Here is a 14710-nt window from a genome sequence, read left to right on the forward strand (position 1 = left end):
CGGCCAGCATGAGTTTACCCAGTGCTGGCTGCCGGGGGATGCTCGCCCGGTGGGCCCTAGCTGATCCGCCGTGCGAGTCCCGGATAGTCGAGCACCACCCCGTCCTGGTCGATGGTCAGCTCGGCAGCGAATCCACCGTTTCCGGAGTTGTACAGCATCAGGGCGGGACTGTCCGACCGGGCAGCCCGCACGTGGCTGTAGACCGGGGTGCTGGGCACTACCCGCAGGCTCGGCACTTCAACCCGGGCCATGGTCAGTTCTGTCTCGCCGACCGGTGCGCCGTCGCCGGAGACAAGGTTAAGTCGAAGGATTGGCATCGTGTTGGTCACCGGGCACAGCCCGAGATCGCAATCGAGGGCTCCCGCCAGCCCCTCGGGGTCGGAGATCCCGGGCTCGGGCAGGTCGGTGTCCCCGGCGCTGAGGGTTTCACTGGACCAGACGCCATCGTCCGATCTCATCAGCTCGAGATGGCGGCTCCAGCCCTGCCCGTGGACGGTCACGGTGAGCCGCTGGGTCACCCAGCCCGACGCCGTCGCAAGTGCCCAACTGACAGCGTAGTCAGCTGTCCTCGACGTGCCGTGGGCAGTGAGTCGGTTGGTTTCAAGATTGATCGTCGCCGTGTCGAGACGGCCGGGATCGTCCGAGCCCTGCCAGCTGTGCTGGAGGCTGGTGTGCGATGGGTTTGCCATCCTCCTACCTTAGGGAGCGCCGCGCACTGACGCCAGACCCTGAGGCACGAGTCCATGGCACTGTTAAGCCCATGACTTCGACTCTCCGCCCGGCCGCGGAACCACCAGCCAGTGCCCCGATGCGACTGGTCAGCGCGGCGCTCCGCCTGACACCGACCAAGCGGCATTACTCGTCGCCCGAGTGGATGCGAGGGCAATACATGCAGCGCAGCTATCCCGGACCCGCACCGGTGACGCGATCGCTGCGGCGGCGATGCACCGTCGAGGATCGGGAGGTCGACGGCGTCCGCACGCTCACCCTGCGTCCGCGATCCGGGGCGTCAAGGCAGCACATCATCTACACGCACGGCGGAACCTACATCAACGAACTGGCCCGCCCCCATTGGTGGATCATCGCCGCGCTGGTCAAAGCCACCGGGGCAACAGTGACAGTGCCGCTCTACCGGTTGGCTCCCGAACACACCTTTAGGGAAGCGTATGACTACCTCGCGGCTGTTTATCAGATGGTGCTCGGCACCACCGACGCGGCCGACGTCGTCCTGGCCGGCGATTCCGCGGGTGGCGGGCTGGCGGTGGGCCAGGCGCTGTATTTTGCCGCCCTCGATCTGCCGCGGCCCGGACGGTTGATCCTCTTCTCACCCTGGTTGGACATCACCGGTACCAACCCGGACATCCCCCATTACGATCGGGTGGACCCGATGCTGGCCGTCCCCGGCGCAGTTGAGGCAGGTATCTGGTGGTCCGGGGGAGAGGACCCCCGGGAACCGTTGCTGAGCCCGGTCTTCGCCACTCCGGCAGCACTGGTCGGCCTTCCGCCGGTGTCGCTCTATCAGGGGAGTTGGGACATTTGCATGGCGGATGCCGTTGCCTTCGATCGTCTGATGAGCGACGGCGGCGACCTCGCCTTCCACCGGTATCCGGGTGCCTTCCATGTCTTCGTGGGGCTCCCGTGGCTGCCCGAATCGCGTGCCGTGTTCAGGAATATTCGGGCGACCGTCGGTGGACTATTGCCCCGGTGAAATAGACCAGCCCAGCCGTAGACGGCGCCATCAGGAGCGACTATGCTGAAGGTACTGCCCCAGACCCCGGCACCGTGTCGAGTAAGAAACATTCCGCGGATGTATCCGGTAGGGGCATTTTCCTTTCAATGTCTCGCGACGATGAGATTCCCAGCCCTGTGGAGGGTTCCTCATTCGGGCGGTTCCAGCTCACAAGCTGGGGCAGCGCAGCTAATCCTCAAGATCGTCGGTATTCGGGGAGGTATATGAGTAATGAGTTCTGAGACAGTCACACGACACTTAGAAGGAGATCATATGGCAGCTAAACCGCGGTCAGTAAGTCGGTTAGGTACATCGACTCACTGACGGCAACCTGACAACTTGCGTTGTCAGCCGACCCGGTATTCCCCCCAGCCACCGGGTCGGCTGGCAGCGCACTTCAGTTCGTGAGGTACTTTAGGTCAGCGGTGTCGCCAGTTACAGCGACTCATCAGTTACAGCGACAGCGACCGATCGACAATCCGCGCCGCAGTCTCATGCAGGGTGACGTGGTTCCGCCTGGCATGATTGCGGATCCGGGTAAACGACTCGTGCATATCGACGTTGCTCAGCTGAGCCACCACGCCCTTCGCCTGCTCAATCAGAATGCGGCTGGTCAGGGCGCGCTGAAGCTGATCGTTGACCACTTCTGCCTCGCGGATTGCGCGCTCCTGCAAAATACTGATCGTTGCTACATCGGCGAGTGCCTGGCCGATCGCGGCATCTTCGCTGGAAATGGCTCCCGGTACCACCCCAAAGAGGTTGAGAGCGCCGATAGTCCTGCCCCTAATGCGAAGAGGGATGGCATGTACCGAACGGAATCCCTGGGACAGGGCCGCCTGCTTGAATTGCGGCCAACGGTCTCCCAGATCGGCGATGTCGTCCACGGTGACCACACCTCCGGTCTGGAAGCACTCCACGCAGGGGCCAGCGCCGGCTTCGCGCTGCAGCACCTCCACCAGTTGACTCTCCTCGCGGGTGGACGCCAATACCTGAAGTTCGCCATACTGGTCGACGAGCAACAGCCCGGCCGCCGTCGCGTCGAGGATCTCAATCGATTCCTCGACCAGAGCATGCAGAAGATCAAGAACGTCGTAGTCGTCGACCAACGTGTCAGCGATCTTTACGAAAGCAGCGCACACGCGCTCAGCCCGGGTCGAAGTCACCATGGAATAAGTTTACTCCGCTATTCCGAGTTCGGCGTGAAGTCCAGCCTGCGTTCAACAACTGACGTGGCTACCGCGGTGAGGGGAAGTCCCTCCGAAAAAGCGTAGCCACGCAGCAGTAGGAGGGCATCGGTGGCGTCGATGTTCGCCTGGGCCAGCACCATCCCGGTGGCCTGATGGATCTCCCGCCGGGAGAGCGACGACCCGTCGTTCCCGCCGAACGACTCGTTGTGACCGGGCTCCCGGGACAGCATCCGGCGTAGCAGGATCCAGGAAGTTCTATCGGTAAGGACCGACGCCGCGGTCTGGTTGGCGCTGCTCAGATCCCCTGGGCGGGTGCGGTACAGCTCGACAACCCCAATATCGATGGCGCCCAGAATGAGGGGAAAGACAAAGATAGCCCTGACCTCAGTGGCTTGCACCGCGTTGCCGAAGACGGGCCAGCGGGTATGCCAGTCTTCGGTGACATCAGGAATCAAGACCGGCAGGCGGCTCGCCGTAGCTTCCCAACGCGGGCCCTCCCCGAGCTCGAATTGCAGCTCATCGAGCTGGTGGGCCAGATCGTCACTGCAGCAGACGGTTTCCTGAACGGAACCGCCGAAGACTGAAATCGCTGCACCGGTGACCGGCAGTTCCTGCAGATATGGGGTGCAAAGATTAGCGCCATCACCAATTGTTGTGGAAGGAGACCGCTCAACCATCATTCCCCTGACATCTCTGCCGCTCCTGCCGTATGGCTGGGCGATCCTCAAGCCCAACGGCGAACCCGCGGGGCGGGATGCCTATGATCCTACGATAGTCGATCCGCCCACCGAAGATACAGGGCTTCCGATTTTCCAGCGCCTCCGCCATTTCCCAGCCGGCCCGGTGGACGGCACCTATTCTCTAAGTGGTGTCCGAGATGCCTGGGTGCTGGCCTCCCGCACCACCAGAGGCATCCTCTACACGGGGACCATGGTGATCAGCTACCTGAACCGGGGGATTGGCTGCCGAACGCTTCACCTACCCAGTCGCCGGAGAACGCCGGTAGCTGAGGCACCCTTAGCATAGCTAAATGGCACCTGAGACTAGGTTCGAACGCTATCGCCCGCTGCTGCACGCCGAGCTTGCCCGAACCCGTGCGAGCCTCGCTGCGTTGGATGCTGATAGCCGATCGGTGACCGCTGCCCGGGATAATTCAAACGTCGACGACGAACATGACCCGGAGGGCACCACGATCGCCTCCGAGCTCTCGCAGGTGGCGGTTCTCGCCCGGGACGCCAGGCACCGGTCAGAGGAGATCCGGGCTGCTCTGGAGCGGCTCGACGGCGAGAGCTTCGGCGTGTGCGCTATCTGCGGCCAGGCGATCGCTGCCGGACGCCTCGAGGCCAGGCCGTGGACACCGTATTGCATTGTTCACGCGTCCGGGCGGTGACGGTTCGAAAAAATCATGGTTCGGATGAGTTTCGGCAACCCAGTTCAACCGAGCACGTCGGCTAGCGCAAGCCGGGATGGGTCCTGGCCAGCGGGTGCGGCGAGTGCGGCAGCGTACCCGGCAAGCCCGGTAGGGCCTGTAAACCACGTCAGGCGCAGGTCCTGCGCTTCCGGTAGACCTAGACAGGAGTTCCCCGAGATGGTGAGCGTGTGAGGTTCGACGGTGAGTCCATGCCCAACCGCCTTGAGCACAGCCTCTTTGGCGACCCACAGTCGGAGCCGGGAGCCGGCGTCGTCGGGCCGGAATTGATCCCGCTCCAGGGCAGAGAGGGTGTACGCGTCGAAGCCGTCGAAGAGGACGTCGGGGATGCGCTCGATATCCCCACCGATGGGGCGCCCCGCCGGTGCTGAAGCAATCAAGATGGCCTCAGCGGAACGGGACAGGCTCAGCTCCACTCCGCCAATTGCCGGTTTGCCGTGCAGATCCGAGCCGCAGGCCCGGCAGGAGCGTGTCACGTGCAGTTCGGCGGCCTGGGACGGGGTGCCGCCGAGGACCCGAGCTGCCAGGAGGCGAAACACTGCGTGCGCCGCACGGTAGGTCACCCGGTCCTGTTCATGTTGATGGTGACCGGCCGTAGCCCGGACCGAAGCCGGCAGGAACCGGTCGAGCCCTCCCAGCGGCTCGAGCGCCCGGGCAACGCTCAACGCGGTCTCCGCAATGTACTGAACCGCCACAGCTTTTAGGCGTCCCCCGCAGGGCTTGCCGTGATGACCACGTTTTTGCCCCAAATATCCTCGGTGTAGCAGCTGATCAGCACCAGTCGGTTGGGCACGATGTCCCAGATCTCGCTGTCCTTCAGGGTGTTCTTGTCGTGGGTGGTCACCGAATCGATGACGTAGTCGAGGACACCGGTCTCGGTGGTGAGCACAATCGAATCGCCCACCTCAGCCTCGGTGCTCAGCCGGTTGAAGGGGGCGTCGCGGCCCTCCCAGCTATGGCCGGTGATGTAGGTGGTGTCTTCCGACGCAAGACCAGGCGTTCCGAAGGAAGTCAACCAATACGCGTCAACTGTCAACGGCGGCACGATCGACTGGGAGGACAGATCCGCCGCGGACGGGGTCAGCGGCAAAATCTGCATGTCAATGTCGGCTGCGTCCACGGTCAGCCAACCTGGCGCGGACGCCCCTGGTTCCGGGGCGGGAGCAGTGGTTGGTACCGGTGCGGGCGACGCGGCGAGTGCCGCGGGGGTTGGCATGAACCCGGCAGCGTGGACCTGGCGTCCCGAATCAGCTGCCGGGGGTGCCGCGCCGACAACCGGCGCGGCACCCATGATCAGGGCAGCCGACAGCGCCAAGCCCGTCCACCGGGTAGCGGGGCGCCGCCAGCCAGCCATCGTCAGCCCCTGGCAGATCGCCGTAGCCACACGGCGGCACCGGAGAGGAGCAGTAGTGCCCCTCCTGCCGCGCCCCCGAGGGCTAGGGAATCATCCCTTGCTCCGGCAGTGTCACCGGCTGCGGTCTGCACGTTCAGACCCCGTTTGGTCACGGCGACGGCGGCCGGTGCCGGTGCCGTTGGCGCACTTGGTGTGACAACGACAACCGGCGCCGCAACAGATGGCCCGGCTCCGTCGTCGCCGCCCGGTGCTGCGCAGGCCGTGACCACGGCGTCGACCAGCGTCTGTACCTCTTCAATGCTGGTGCCTGTACCTCCCAGAGCCGCAAGGGTCGCTTCAGCGGCCTCAACGGCGGAGAAGTAGTTATCCTCGGCGGTGCTCACTGCCTCGGTATAGAGGACGGCGTCCAACGCTATTTGAGCTTCCATCAGGATGGCGTCAGCCGCGGCAAGCGCTGCCGGTGCCGCATCGCGTTCCGTCTGCCGGACGGTCAGTGCGGTTGTTACATCCGCCTGGGCGACCAGCGCCGCGGCTAGTTCCGCTTCGGCTGCGACCCGACCGGCGTCGTCGCCATCGACCACCGCTGCCAGTGCCAGCTCGGCTGCTTCGACCCGATCGTCGGCGAGAATTTTGACCGTCTGCGCCGCATCGAGAGCTGCCTGGGTCCCTTCGACGGCCATTGCGGCCGCCTCGTAGGCCTGGATGGCCTCATCGAACGCTGCGTATTCCTCGGCGGCAGCCAGATCGGCGGCCTCCAAAGCCTCAGAGAAGGCTAGACCGGCGGCTTCGATGGCGGCGATGGCTGCTTTGAGCTGGTAGGCCAGTTCGATATCCACTGACGCCGAGTCCAAGGCACTCCCAAGCGCTACCTGCACCGAGACACAGGTTGTCGGGTTGGTTTGCGCTGCGGCGGGCGCTGCGGAGAGGAAAGCCGAACCGGCCATAAGTGCTGTGCAGGTGCCGAAAGTCAGCAGGCGATTACGGTGCGTCATGAAACCACGTCTTTTCCTTGAGGTAGGCCCCCAAGTCCCCCTTGAGCGGCATCCGCCGGACGCGCGTCGCAGGTGCGGTTGCTTTTCGGCTGACGTAATTTGATCACGCCAAATCGTGGAATACCAGCACTTTTTGGGAAAGTTTCAGTTCCGTAGCAGAAATCCGGCTCCGCTTCCGTTTTTGCGGCGAGACTCGGGGCCATTCATGTAGTCATGAGGTTTGCTCACCCCAAATAGGCAACGTAGGTTGCTTGTATGGACAACGACCAGCTGGTAACAGCGGCGCGCTCTGAGGATCCGCGGGCTGGGCTACGAGCGATCGTTTCCCTCCGGGCGCTGGCTGATGCGCTTGAATTGCGGCAGGTCGAGGCTGCACTTCGCCCCGATCTGAGTTGGAGTGAGATTGCTGATGCGCTCGGCGTAACCCGGCAGGCGGTCCACGAAAAATATGGAAGACGTGTTGATCCGGCCATTCCTATTCCACGGAGGAAACTATGACCTCATTCATCTCCGCTGCTGCGTCGGTGCAGACGCTTTCGTTGGCAGCCATGGAAGAGGCCTCACGCCGCGGGCTGCGCAACGCGGACCTTGAACACCTGTTCCTCGCTCTGGTAATCAACGATCAAGCGGCGGGCAGGGCGCTACGCAAAGCGGGGATCACCCTGGACGGGGCGCGGTCGGCCGTCGACGCCATGCACTCTGATCAATTACGCAGTGTGTCACGGCAGATCGGTCCGATCCGGGGCGGATCGTGTTCCACGAGACGCGCGGGTACGAGTGGGCGGCGCGCGCGCTGAAGGTTATTGAACGGGCCGGGGCTGGCAAAAACGTTGGCGATGCGTCTGCGGTGCTGCAGGAATTGCTTGCCGAGCCAAGCGGGCTGATTCACGACCTCCTCAACCGACTGGGAAGTTCGATCAGCGAAATTACGACCGCCCTCGCCGGGGAACGCCCGCCGACAGCCTCGCATGACAAACACCCACGCATCTCCGATATGTTGACGTGCCAGGTTGCCGCCTTCATCCCGGCGCCCATCGACGACGTGTGGGCGCTCTTGTCGGACCCTCTGCGGATGCCCGAATGGAACCCCGGCGTGGGATCGGTTGAAGCTGGCGAGGTACATCAACAGGCCGCACCCCCGACGACCATCTGGGCTGCCCTCCCGGTTAGCCGGAAACCCGACGGCAAGCCGCTCCGGATCAAGGCGAAATACCGACGGCGCCAGATGGAATTGGTAGCGACACACCCGCCCGCTCGCATTGGCTGGCGCTTCAGCTACCCTGATCCACTGCGGAGCAACACCAATGTCCTGACTATCTCCCTGAGATCAACCCCCGGTGGGACACAACTGCACCTGACGGGTTCGTGGACACGGAGCAACGGTTGGCGGAGCATCGTCGCCAAGCCCCTGCGTCCGCTGCAGCACTTTCTCACCTGGCTGACAATCGTCCAGATCGGGGCCGGTATCAGCCGGGTTTTCCGCTAGAGCAGATGCCGGAGTCGCACCGAGGTGGCATGGCGCGCCCTCAACCGACGGCGCTACGAACCGGGGTGCAGGCTGGCGTCCGCGGCAGTGGTGTGCCAGGCAGTGAAATGCACCGTCAGATCGTCTCTGGAGGGGGCACAGCAGAACGGCCCTGCCGTCACGACGGCGTCAGGGTCCAGAGGCGCAACGCGCACCAGCCGCCACGGTCCGTCGTCGACCTTTGCCCGGATTGTGAGGGCGTCCCCGGAGCGGCTGGCTCGGATGGTCACCAGCCGGCCGTCCCACTCGGGGACAGGCGACAGCGACCAGTCAGAAACGTCGCGCGTGACGACCGCGCCAAGGCTTGCCTCGCCGTCGCTCCACTCGATGCCCGTCTTGATCCAGGTGGTGTCGTCCACCCGGATAAACACCCCCGCCTGATCGAACTGGGCGGAGAAGCTGAGGTGGAATGACACCTCGACGGCCGTGTTCTGGTTGAACGGCGTCAGCAGTGCATGCTCGGTGTCGTGGATGAACCCGTAGGCGGTGACCCGCCACGCGTCACTGTCTTCGTGGGCGGTGACATGTAGTCCGTCGTCCCTGATTTCTTCGTGGGCGGGCGGTGTCGTCCACGAACCCTCGGTCCACGCGATATTGGTCATTGCTCGTTGCCTTTCCGTTGACATTGCTCGAGGTGTAGGGCTGTGCGCGGGGTACCCGAAGCACTCGCTGTGCTGAGGCATCAGCACAGTCCAGCTGGCTACCGCAGTCCCCTCACATTCAGGGCGAGGTACAAATGGACGCGGTCGGCGGTGATGCCGGGGTCGTAACCGCTCAGGTCCTGGATCTGCTGCAGACGGTACCGCACGGTGTTCCGATGAAGTTGCAGGGCCTCCGCCACAGCAGCCACCGACCCGTTCAGCGCCAGATATCGCTCAAGCGTTACCATCAACTCGGCGTGGTGGCGCTGGTCGAACGCGGCCACCGGGTCCAGCGCCTCAGCAGCAAGATCGGCGAGCGGCACGTCTTCGCTCGCCATGAGCAGGGAGGTCAGGCTCAGCCGGTCGGGGGTGTTGACCGATAGTCCCCGGCTCAACGATTCACGCGCCTCGAAGTAGCTCCATCGGAATCCGCTGGCCTGCGCATACGCGCCGCCGAAGCCCACCTTGGCGGTCAGCCCGGCGCCATGAAGGTAGTCGCCCATCTGCCGGCTCAGTGCGGCGCCGTCGCCCTCCGGCACGGCGATGACCAGGCGCTCGTCCACCAGCGCAGTGAGACCCGGTTCGAATCCGAGGGGTGTCGGCAGGGTCCGCAGCGCCCGGCGCTGCCCCGACGCTACCTCGATGATCATCACCACCTGGCGTAGCGTGGTGTCGATACCTGCGCCACCAAGGCGTGCGACGGCGTCGGGCCCCGCGAGGGTGCCTCGCACCACGTCCTGGAAAAGCTGACCCGCCACCGCCCGTTCGCTCGCTCGTCGTCGGGCCTGGTTGCTCAACTCGACGCTGATCAAGCTTTGCGCGTACGCCACGATGGGCTCGGGGGTGTACGGTTCGGCAATGGCCAGGGTGCAGCGGTCCTTCAGGCCAGTGGCAACCGGCAGGCGGTGCCAGTGCTGGTCGGCCAATCCTGTTTTACCCGGTCGCCCGCCCGGGACCTGGGCCGGGACGGTGGTGAAGAGCTGGGCCCCGTACTGGGATAGCACGACGTCGGTGCCGAGCATGGCGGCGAGTTCGCGGAGCAACTGGGGGAGACCACCCTCGCCGAGGAGCGCCGACGCTAGGATCTGATGGCCCTTCAGGAGGCTCTCGAGCCGCGAATAATGGTCGGCTGAGAGGGAATCGGCGACGATCTTCCCGATGGCGATGAACGGCGTCTCATAGGGCACACGAAAAACGGGAAGTCCCAGGGCGTCGGCTTCGTCGACCAGCGCGGCCGGAACCTGTCGATGCCCCAGGCCAGTGCCGAAGCCGATTCCCAACGCCCCGGATTCGTGGACGCGACGGACGAAAGCGCGTTGCGCCGTCGTCGTTTTCTGCCGCAGACCGGTGGTCAACACCACCTCTCCGCCGCTGAGGAACGGGAGAGGATCCTCAAGTTCGGTGACCGCGACCCACTGAATCGGAATGGCAGGGGCGTTGGCGGACCCCACCGGCTGAAGTCCGAGACCGGCGGCCGTGAGGAGGGTGGGGAGGGTGAGGGCCATCCCCCAACTATAGAACCGGTGCACTGTGCGGTTGCATTACGGTTGGCGGAGGTTGTTGTGCGGATCACCCTAGGCCAAGGAATGTTAGTGGGCGTAGGGTCGGCAATGGATTTACACTGCGACGGATCCGCAGCGCTCCGTCAGCCCATCACCAGACAAGGGATGAATACCGTGGTAACCACCCTCCAGAACTTCATCAACGGCGAGTTCGTGACGCCGACCGGCACAGAGTTGCTGGATGTCGTCAATCCGACTAACGGCGAAGTCGTGGCGAAGGCACCCGTTTCGCTGGCATCGGACGTCGACGCGGCCATGACCGCGGCGTCGGCTGCCTTCAACACCTTCAAACACGTCACCCCCGGCCAGCGTCAGCTGATGCTGCTGAAACTGGCGGACGCGCTGGAAGGGGCGAGCGATGAACTGGTCGAAGCCCAGCATCGCAATACCGGTCAGGTGCGCGACCTGATCGCCGCCGAGGAAGTGGCAGTGGGCGCGGACCAGCTCCGGTTCTTCGCTGGCGCTGCCCGCCTGATGGAAGGAAAGTCGGCCGGCGAGTACGTGGAGGGGCACACCTCCTATGTCCGCCGCGAACCGATCGGCGTAGTGGCCCAGGTGGCGCCGTGGAATTACCCGCTGCTGATGGCCATCTGGAAGATCGGCCCGGCGCTCGCCGCCGGGAACACCGTGGTCCTCAAGCCCAGTGACACCACCCCCGAGTCCACCCTGGTGCTGGCGAAGCTGACCCAGGGGATCCTGCCTCCCGGGGTGCTGAACGTGGTGCTCGGGACCGGCACCACCGGCGCGGCCATGGTCGACCATCCGGTGCCCGGACTGGTGTCGATCACCGGGTCGGTTCGCGCGGGAATCGCCGTCGCCACCGGAGCTGCCAAGCGCCTCAAGCGGGCCCATCTGGAGCTCGGTGGCAAGGCTCCCGCCGTCGTCTTCGCTGACGCGGAGATCAAAAAGACCGCCGCGGCGATCGCCGAGTTCTCCTTCTTCAATGCTGGTCAGGATTGCACGGCGATCACTCGGGTGTTGGTACAGGATTCGGCGCACGACGAACTGGTGGCGGCCCTGGTGGCGCACACCGAAACGCTGAAGACCGGTAACGCTGACGACTCGCAGAACTACTTCGGGCCGCTGAACAACATCAACCACTTCAACGCGGTCAACGCGGTGATGGACGCCCTGCCGGAGCATTGCAAGGTGGAGATCGGCGGCAAGCGTTCCGGCGACAAAGGGTACTTCTACGAAGCGACGGTCATCACCGGAGCACGCCAAAATGACGATATTGTGCAGCAGGAAACCTTCGGCCCCGTCATCACGGTGCAGAAGTTCACCACCGAGGGCGAGGCAATTGAACTGGCCAACGACGTCGAATACGCACTCGCGTCGAGCATCTGGACCACCGATCACGGCACCGCGATGCGGGTCTCCCGTGACCTCGACTTTGGCGCCGTCTGGATCAATACCCACATTCTCCTCACCGCCGAGATGCCGCATGGAGGCTTCAAGAGCTCCGGCTACGGCAAGGATCTTTCGATGTATGGCGTTGAGGACTACACCCGGATCAAGCACGTCATGAGCGCGCTGGATGTTTAGAAAGGCAGTTTCACTATGACCACCCAGGCAATCCAGCCGCAGTTCCGGCTTGAGCAGAAGCGCAAGATCATCGCCGACTTCCCGGGCCCGAAATCCACCGAGCTGGCCGCGCGTCGTGCAGCAGTGGTGGCGAAGGGGGTCGCCTCCGGCGTGCCGGTGTATGTGGCCGACGCCGACGGCGGCATCATTCACGACGTCGACGGCAATTCGTTCATCGACCTCGGCTCAGGCATTGCAGTGACGAGCGTCGGGGCGTCGGATCCCGCCGTCGTCGGTGCCGTCAAGGAGCAGGTGGAGCATTTCACCCACACCTGCTTCATGGTCACCCCGTATGAGGGTTATATTGCCGTCGCCGAGAAGCTGGCCGAGCTGACTCCCGGCGACTTCGAGAAGCGCACGGTGCTGTTTAACTCGGGTGCCGAGGCTGTCGAGAACGCTGTGAAAGTGGCTCGTCTGGCCACCGGTCGCACCGCCGTCGCCGCGTTCGATCACGCCTATCACGGGCGGACCAATCTCACGATGGCGTTGACCGCCAAGTCCCTCCCGTACAAGGGTGGCCCCTCCGGGGACTTCGGCCCGTTCGCCTCCGAGGTTTACCGGTTGCCGATGAGCTACCCGTTCCGTGAGGAGAACCCCTCGATTACCGGGGCCGAAGCAGCGCAGCGCGCCATCACCATGATGGAGAAGCAGATTGGGGCCAGTTCACTGGCCGCGATCATCATCGAGCCCATTCAGGGCGAGGGCGGCTTCATCGTTCCCGCCGAAGGCTTCCTGCCGGCCTTGGCCGCCTGGGCCAAAGCCAATGGGGTGGTGTTCATCGCCGACGAGGTGCAGTCAGGCTTCTGCCGCACCGGCGCCTGGTTCGCCGTCGACCATGAGGGAGTAGTGCCTGACATCATCACCATGGCCAAGGGGATCGCTGGCGGCATGCCGTTGTCGGCCATCACCGGCCGGGCGGATCTGCTCGACGCCGTCCACCCCGGCGGCCTCGGTGGCACCTTCGGTGGCAACCCGGTGGCGTGCGCCGCCGCGCTTGCTGCAATCGACACGATGCAGGAGCAGGATCTCGTTGTCCGTGCCCTGGCGATCGAGGAACTGGCAACGTCCCGGCTGCGTGCGCTGCAGGAAGACCTGGGATCCGAGTCGATCATCGGGGAAATCCGCGGCCGTGGCGCAATGCTTGCGCTTGAGTTCGTGCTTCCCGGGACGAAGACGCCGAACCCGGACGCCACCAAGGCCATCGCAGCTGCGTGCCTGCAGGAGGGCGTCATCATCCTGACCTGTGGCACCTACGGCAATGTGGTCCGGCTGCTGCCGCCGCTTGTGATCGGTGATGAGCTGTTGAACGACGGGCTGGACGTCTTGGAAGCGGCCATCCGCGCCGCGAGGTAGCAACTTCCCCGTCGCCGAAGCGCCAGCTTTGGTGGGTTGGCGACCGCCGATCCCATCAGACGTAGCGCTTCGGCGAAAGGGGGTTTCGCCTCCAACGGGGGTCAGGCTTCCGGCGACGCGGGGCGGATTTCCAGGAGGTCACCCACCTGGCACTCAAGCACCTCGCAGATGGCTTGTAGGGTCGAGAACCGGATGGCCCGAGCCCTGTCGTTTTTGAGGATGGACAGGTTCACGATGCTCATCTCGACTCGTCGTCCGAGTTCAGTGAGGGTCATGTTCCTGTCCGCCAGGAGTTCATCCAATCGGCAGTGGATGCCGGTGGTTTCCGATTCAGTAGGGGCCACTAGATCAGGCCCTCGGTGTCGCGATCGAGCCGATGCGCGGCTTCAAACGCGCTCGGAACAGCGAAGGAACCAATGGCCGTAGCGAGAATCCCTGCCGCAGCCAGCATGAAGGCGGCTGTGACGGCGATTGCCGCACCACGGTCCAGGCGGTTAGTCGTGTGAGCTGCCACCTAGATCAGTCCTTCGGTTTCGCGTTGCAGCCGGGAGCCGATGCTGAACGCTCCGGCAAACAGCGCGCAGAAGATTCCGGTGATCAGGGACAGCAAGTCAGTTGCCCCGAAGTAATAGCCGGTACTGAAGGGTGCGGCAGCCAGATCGATAGCAAGGTCGGCCATGATCTCTGTGTGCGCAGAGGAGAGAATCGCTGGCAGGATGAGCGATCCGACAGTGAAAAACAGTGCGAGGATGCCTAGACCTGCCGTCATCAACCGCCCAAAAGGCCGCCCACGCTGCACCCGCCGGGTGAGGTGGAGGAAGAAGAGCAACGACGCTGCGACGAAAAGGAATCCGACCGTCATGGTGGCCGCATAGGGCGCTATTGCTGCACCACTGACGCCTTCAACGCTGAGAGTCACAGTGTCGAAGTAGGCCTCGGATACTTGTGGACCCAGCCCAGCCAAAGATCCCTCAGGGGTGACCGCTGGCAGATACAGCTCGGTTTTTCCCTGCGAGGCCAGCACCAGGAAAACAGTGAGCACGGTGAGAACGATCACGGTGAGAAGGCCAGTGATCACCTGGACGGTAACCAGTCCGAGTCGTTCGGCAGTACGGAGCGACGTTCCTCGGCGGGATGTAGGTGGTGCTGCAGTCATGGCGTCCTCCAATGGTTAACGTTTATCGCTACTAACGATAAACGTTAACTTTACGATTGTCGATAACCTTCCTGTCGCCGAGGGGATAGCGGGTGGGCGGTGGGTTGCCGTGTCCGGGAGCGCCGCCGTCGGGAAATCTTGCGCACTTGTGGTGGGTTGAACGCGCCTCAACCCACCACGACTGAACAGTTGTTTGCA

General features: G+C 63.9%; 18 protein-coding genes. 7 read left to right on the forward strand and 11 right to left on the reverse strand.

Translation table 11 applies throughout. From position 1 onward, the window contains the following. Window positions 1-56: 56 nt before the first annotated feature. On the reverse strand, window positions 57-689 hold the full coding sequence (locus tag ACX80O_RS11995; RefSeq protein WP_459308093.1) for a putative glycolipid-binding domain-containing protein: 633 nt from the start codon (window positions 687-689) through the stop codon (window positions 57-59). Between the two features lie 71 nt (window positions 690-760). Between ACX80O_RS11995 and ACX80O_RS12000 the strand changes: the two genes are divergently transcribed. After that, a complete protein-coding gene (locus ACX80O_RS12000; protein WP_459333585.1) occupies window positions 761-1708 on the forward strand; it encodes an alpha/beta hydrolase fold domain-containing protein in 948 nt (315 codons plus the stop codon). A gap of 473 nt (window positions 1709-2181) precedes the next feature. On the opposite strand, the gene ACX80O_RS12005 is transcribed toward ACX80O_RS12000, so the two are convergent. Both ACX80O_RS12005 and ACX80O_RS12010 read right to left on the reverse strand, forming a co-directional pair. Further along, complete coding sequence (locus tag ACX80O_RS12005; protein ID WP_459333586.1) at window positions 2182-2895, reverse strand: GAF domain-containing protein; 714 nt, start codon at window positions 2893-2895, stop codon at window positions 2182-2184. A 17-nt stretch (window positions 2896-2912) separates the two neighbouring features. Further along, on the reverse strand, window positions 2913-3596 hold the full coding sequence (locus ACX80O_RS12010) for a GAF and ANTAR domain-containing protein (protein WP_459333587.1): 684 nt from the start codon (window positions 3594-3596) through the stop codon (window positions 2913-2915). 350 nt (window positions 3597-3946) lie between these two features. On the opposite strand from ACX80O_RS12010, the gene ACX80O_RS12015 reads away from it, so the two are divergent. Beyond that, entirely contained in the window at window positions 3947-4306 is a 360-nt protein-coding gene (locus tag ACX80O_RS12015) for a TraR/DksA family transcriptional regulator (RefSeq protein WP_459333588.1), read from the forward strand. 44 nt (window positions 4307-4350) lie between these two features. On the opposite strand, the gene ACX80O_RS12020 is transcribed toward ACX80O_RS12015, so the two are convergent. Genes ACX80O_RS12020 through ACX80O_RS12030 form a run of 3 tightly spaced genes read right to left on the reverse strand, consistent with a single transcriptional unit; the run spans window position 4351 to window position 6691 of the window. Beyond that, window positions 4351-5040, reverse strand: a complete 690-nt coding sequence (locus tag ACX80O_RS12020) for a 4'-phosphopantetheinyl transferase family protein (RefSeq protein WP_459333589.1) — start codon at window positions 5038-5040, stop codon at window positions 4351-4353. Between the two features lie 5 nt (window positions 5041-5045). After that, on the reverse strand, window positions 5046-5729 hold the full coding sequence (locus ACX80O_RS12025) for a class F sortase (RefSeq protein WP_459308099.1): 684 nt from the start codon (window positions 5727-5729) through the stop codon (window positions 5046-5048). After that, window positions 5702-6691, reverse strand: coding sequence for a hypothetical protein (locus ACX80O_RS12030; protein WP_459333590.1), 990 nt, complete (start codon window positions 6689-6691; stop codon window positions 5702-5704). The genes ACX80O_RS12025 and ACX80O_RS12030 overlap by 28 nt, the downstream gene beginning before the upstream one ends. A 255-nt stretch (window positions 6692-6946) precedes the next feature. On the opposite strand from ACX80O_RS12030, the gene ACX80O_RS12035 reads away from it, so the two are divergent. The 3 genes from ACX80O_RS12035 to ACX80O_RS12045 are packed head-to-tail and all read left to right on the forward strand — an operon-like array spanning window position 6947 to window position 8177. Then, on the forward strand, window positions 6947-7189 hold the full coding sequence (locus tag ACX80O_RS12035; protein ID WP_459333591.1) for a hypothetical protein: 243 nt from the start codon (window positions 6947-6949) through the stop codon (window positions 7187-7189). Further along, window positions 7186-7488: a Clp protease N-terminal domain-containing protein gene (locus tag ACX80O_RS12040; protein WP_459333592.1), complete on the forward strand. Its 303-nt coding sequence runs from the start codon at window positions 7186-7188 to the stop codon at window positions 7486-7488. The genes ACX80O_RS12035 and ACX80O_RS12040 overlap by 4 nt, the downstream gene beginning before the upstream one ends. After that, window positions 7443-8177: an SRPBCC family protein gene (locus ACX80O_RS12045; protein WP_459333593.1), complete on the forward strand. Its 735-nt coding sequence runs from the start codon at window positions 7443-7445 to the stop codon at window positions 8175-8177. Before ACX80O_RS12040 ends, ACX80O_RS12045 begins: the two co-directional genes overlap by 46 nt. Window positions 8178-8230: 53 nt before the next feature. Here the strand turns inward: ACX80O_RS12045 and ACX80O_RS12050 are convergent, their stop codons facing one another. Together ACX80O_RS12050 and ACX80O_RS12055 are read right to left on the reverse strand one after the other, a co-directional pair. Further along, entirely contained in the window at window positions 8231-8818 is a 588-nt protein-coding gene (locus ACX80O_RS12050; protein ID WP_459308104.1) for a DUF1349 domain-containing protein, read from the reverse strand. A 98-nt stretch (window positions 8819-8916) separates the two neighbouring features. Next, entirely contained in the window at window positions 8917-10362 is a 1446-nt protein-coding gene (locus tag ACX80O_RS12055; protein ID WP_459333594.1) for a PucR family transcriptional regulator, read from the reverse strand. Window positions 10363-10524: 162 nt separating this feature from the next. Between ACX80O_RS12055 and ACX80O_RS12060 the strand changes: the two genes are divergently transcribed. Together ACX80O_RS12060 and gabT are read left to right on the forward strand one after the other, a co-directional pair. Beyond that, on the forward strand, window positions 10525-11964 hold the full coding sequence (locus ACX80O_RS12060) for a gamma-aminobutyraldehyde dehydrogenase (RefSeq protein WP_459333595.1): 1440 nt from the start codon (window positions 10525-10527) through the stop codon (window positions 11962-11964). 15 nt (window positions 11965-11979) lie between these two features. Beyond that, window positions 11980-13356 (forward strand): 4-aminobutyrate--2-oxoglutarate transaminase, encoded by a 1377-nt coding sequence (gene gabT / locus ACX80O_RS12065; RefSeq protein ID WP_459308107.1) that lies wholly within the window; start codon window positions 11980-11982, stop codon window positions 13354-13356. 101 nt (window positions 13357-13457) lie between these two features. On the opposite strand, the gene ACX80O_RS12070 is transcribed toward gabT, so the two are convergent. Genes ACX80O_RS12070 through ACX80O_RS12080 form a run of 3 tightly spaced genes read right to left on the reverse strand, consistent with a single transcriptional unit; the run spans window position 13458 to window position 14512 of the window. Then, complete coding sequence (locus tag ACX80O_RS12070; protein WP_459308108.1) at window positions 13458-13700, reverse strand: helix-turn-helix domain-containing protein; 243 nt, start codon at window positions 13698-13700, stop codon at window positions 13458-13460. Further along, the gene (locus ACX80O_RS12075) at window positions 13700-13870 is read right to left on the reverse strand and encodes a hypothetical protein (RefSeq protein ID WP_459308109.1); all 171 of its coding nucleotides are present in this window, start codon (window positions 13868-13870) and stop codon (window positions 13700-13702) included. The genes ACX80O_RS12070 and ACX80O_RS12075 overlap by 1 nt, the downstream gene beginning before the upstream one ends. Continuing rightward, window positions 13871-14512, reverse strand: coding sequence for a hypothetical protein (locus ACX80O_RS12080; protein WP_459333596.1), 642 nt, complete (start codon window positions 14510-14512; stop codon window positions 13871-13873). Between the last annotated feature and the right edge of the window lie 198 nt (window positions 14513-14710).

It is taken from the genome of Arthrobacter glycogeni (assembly GCF_054511155.1).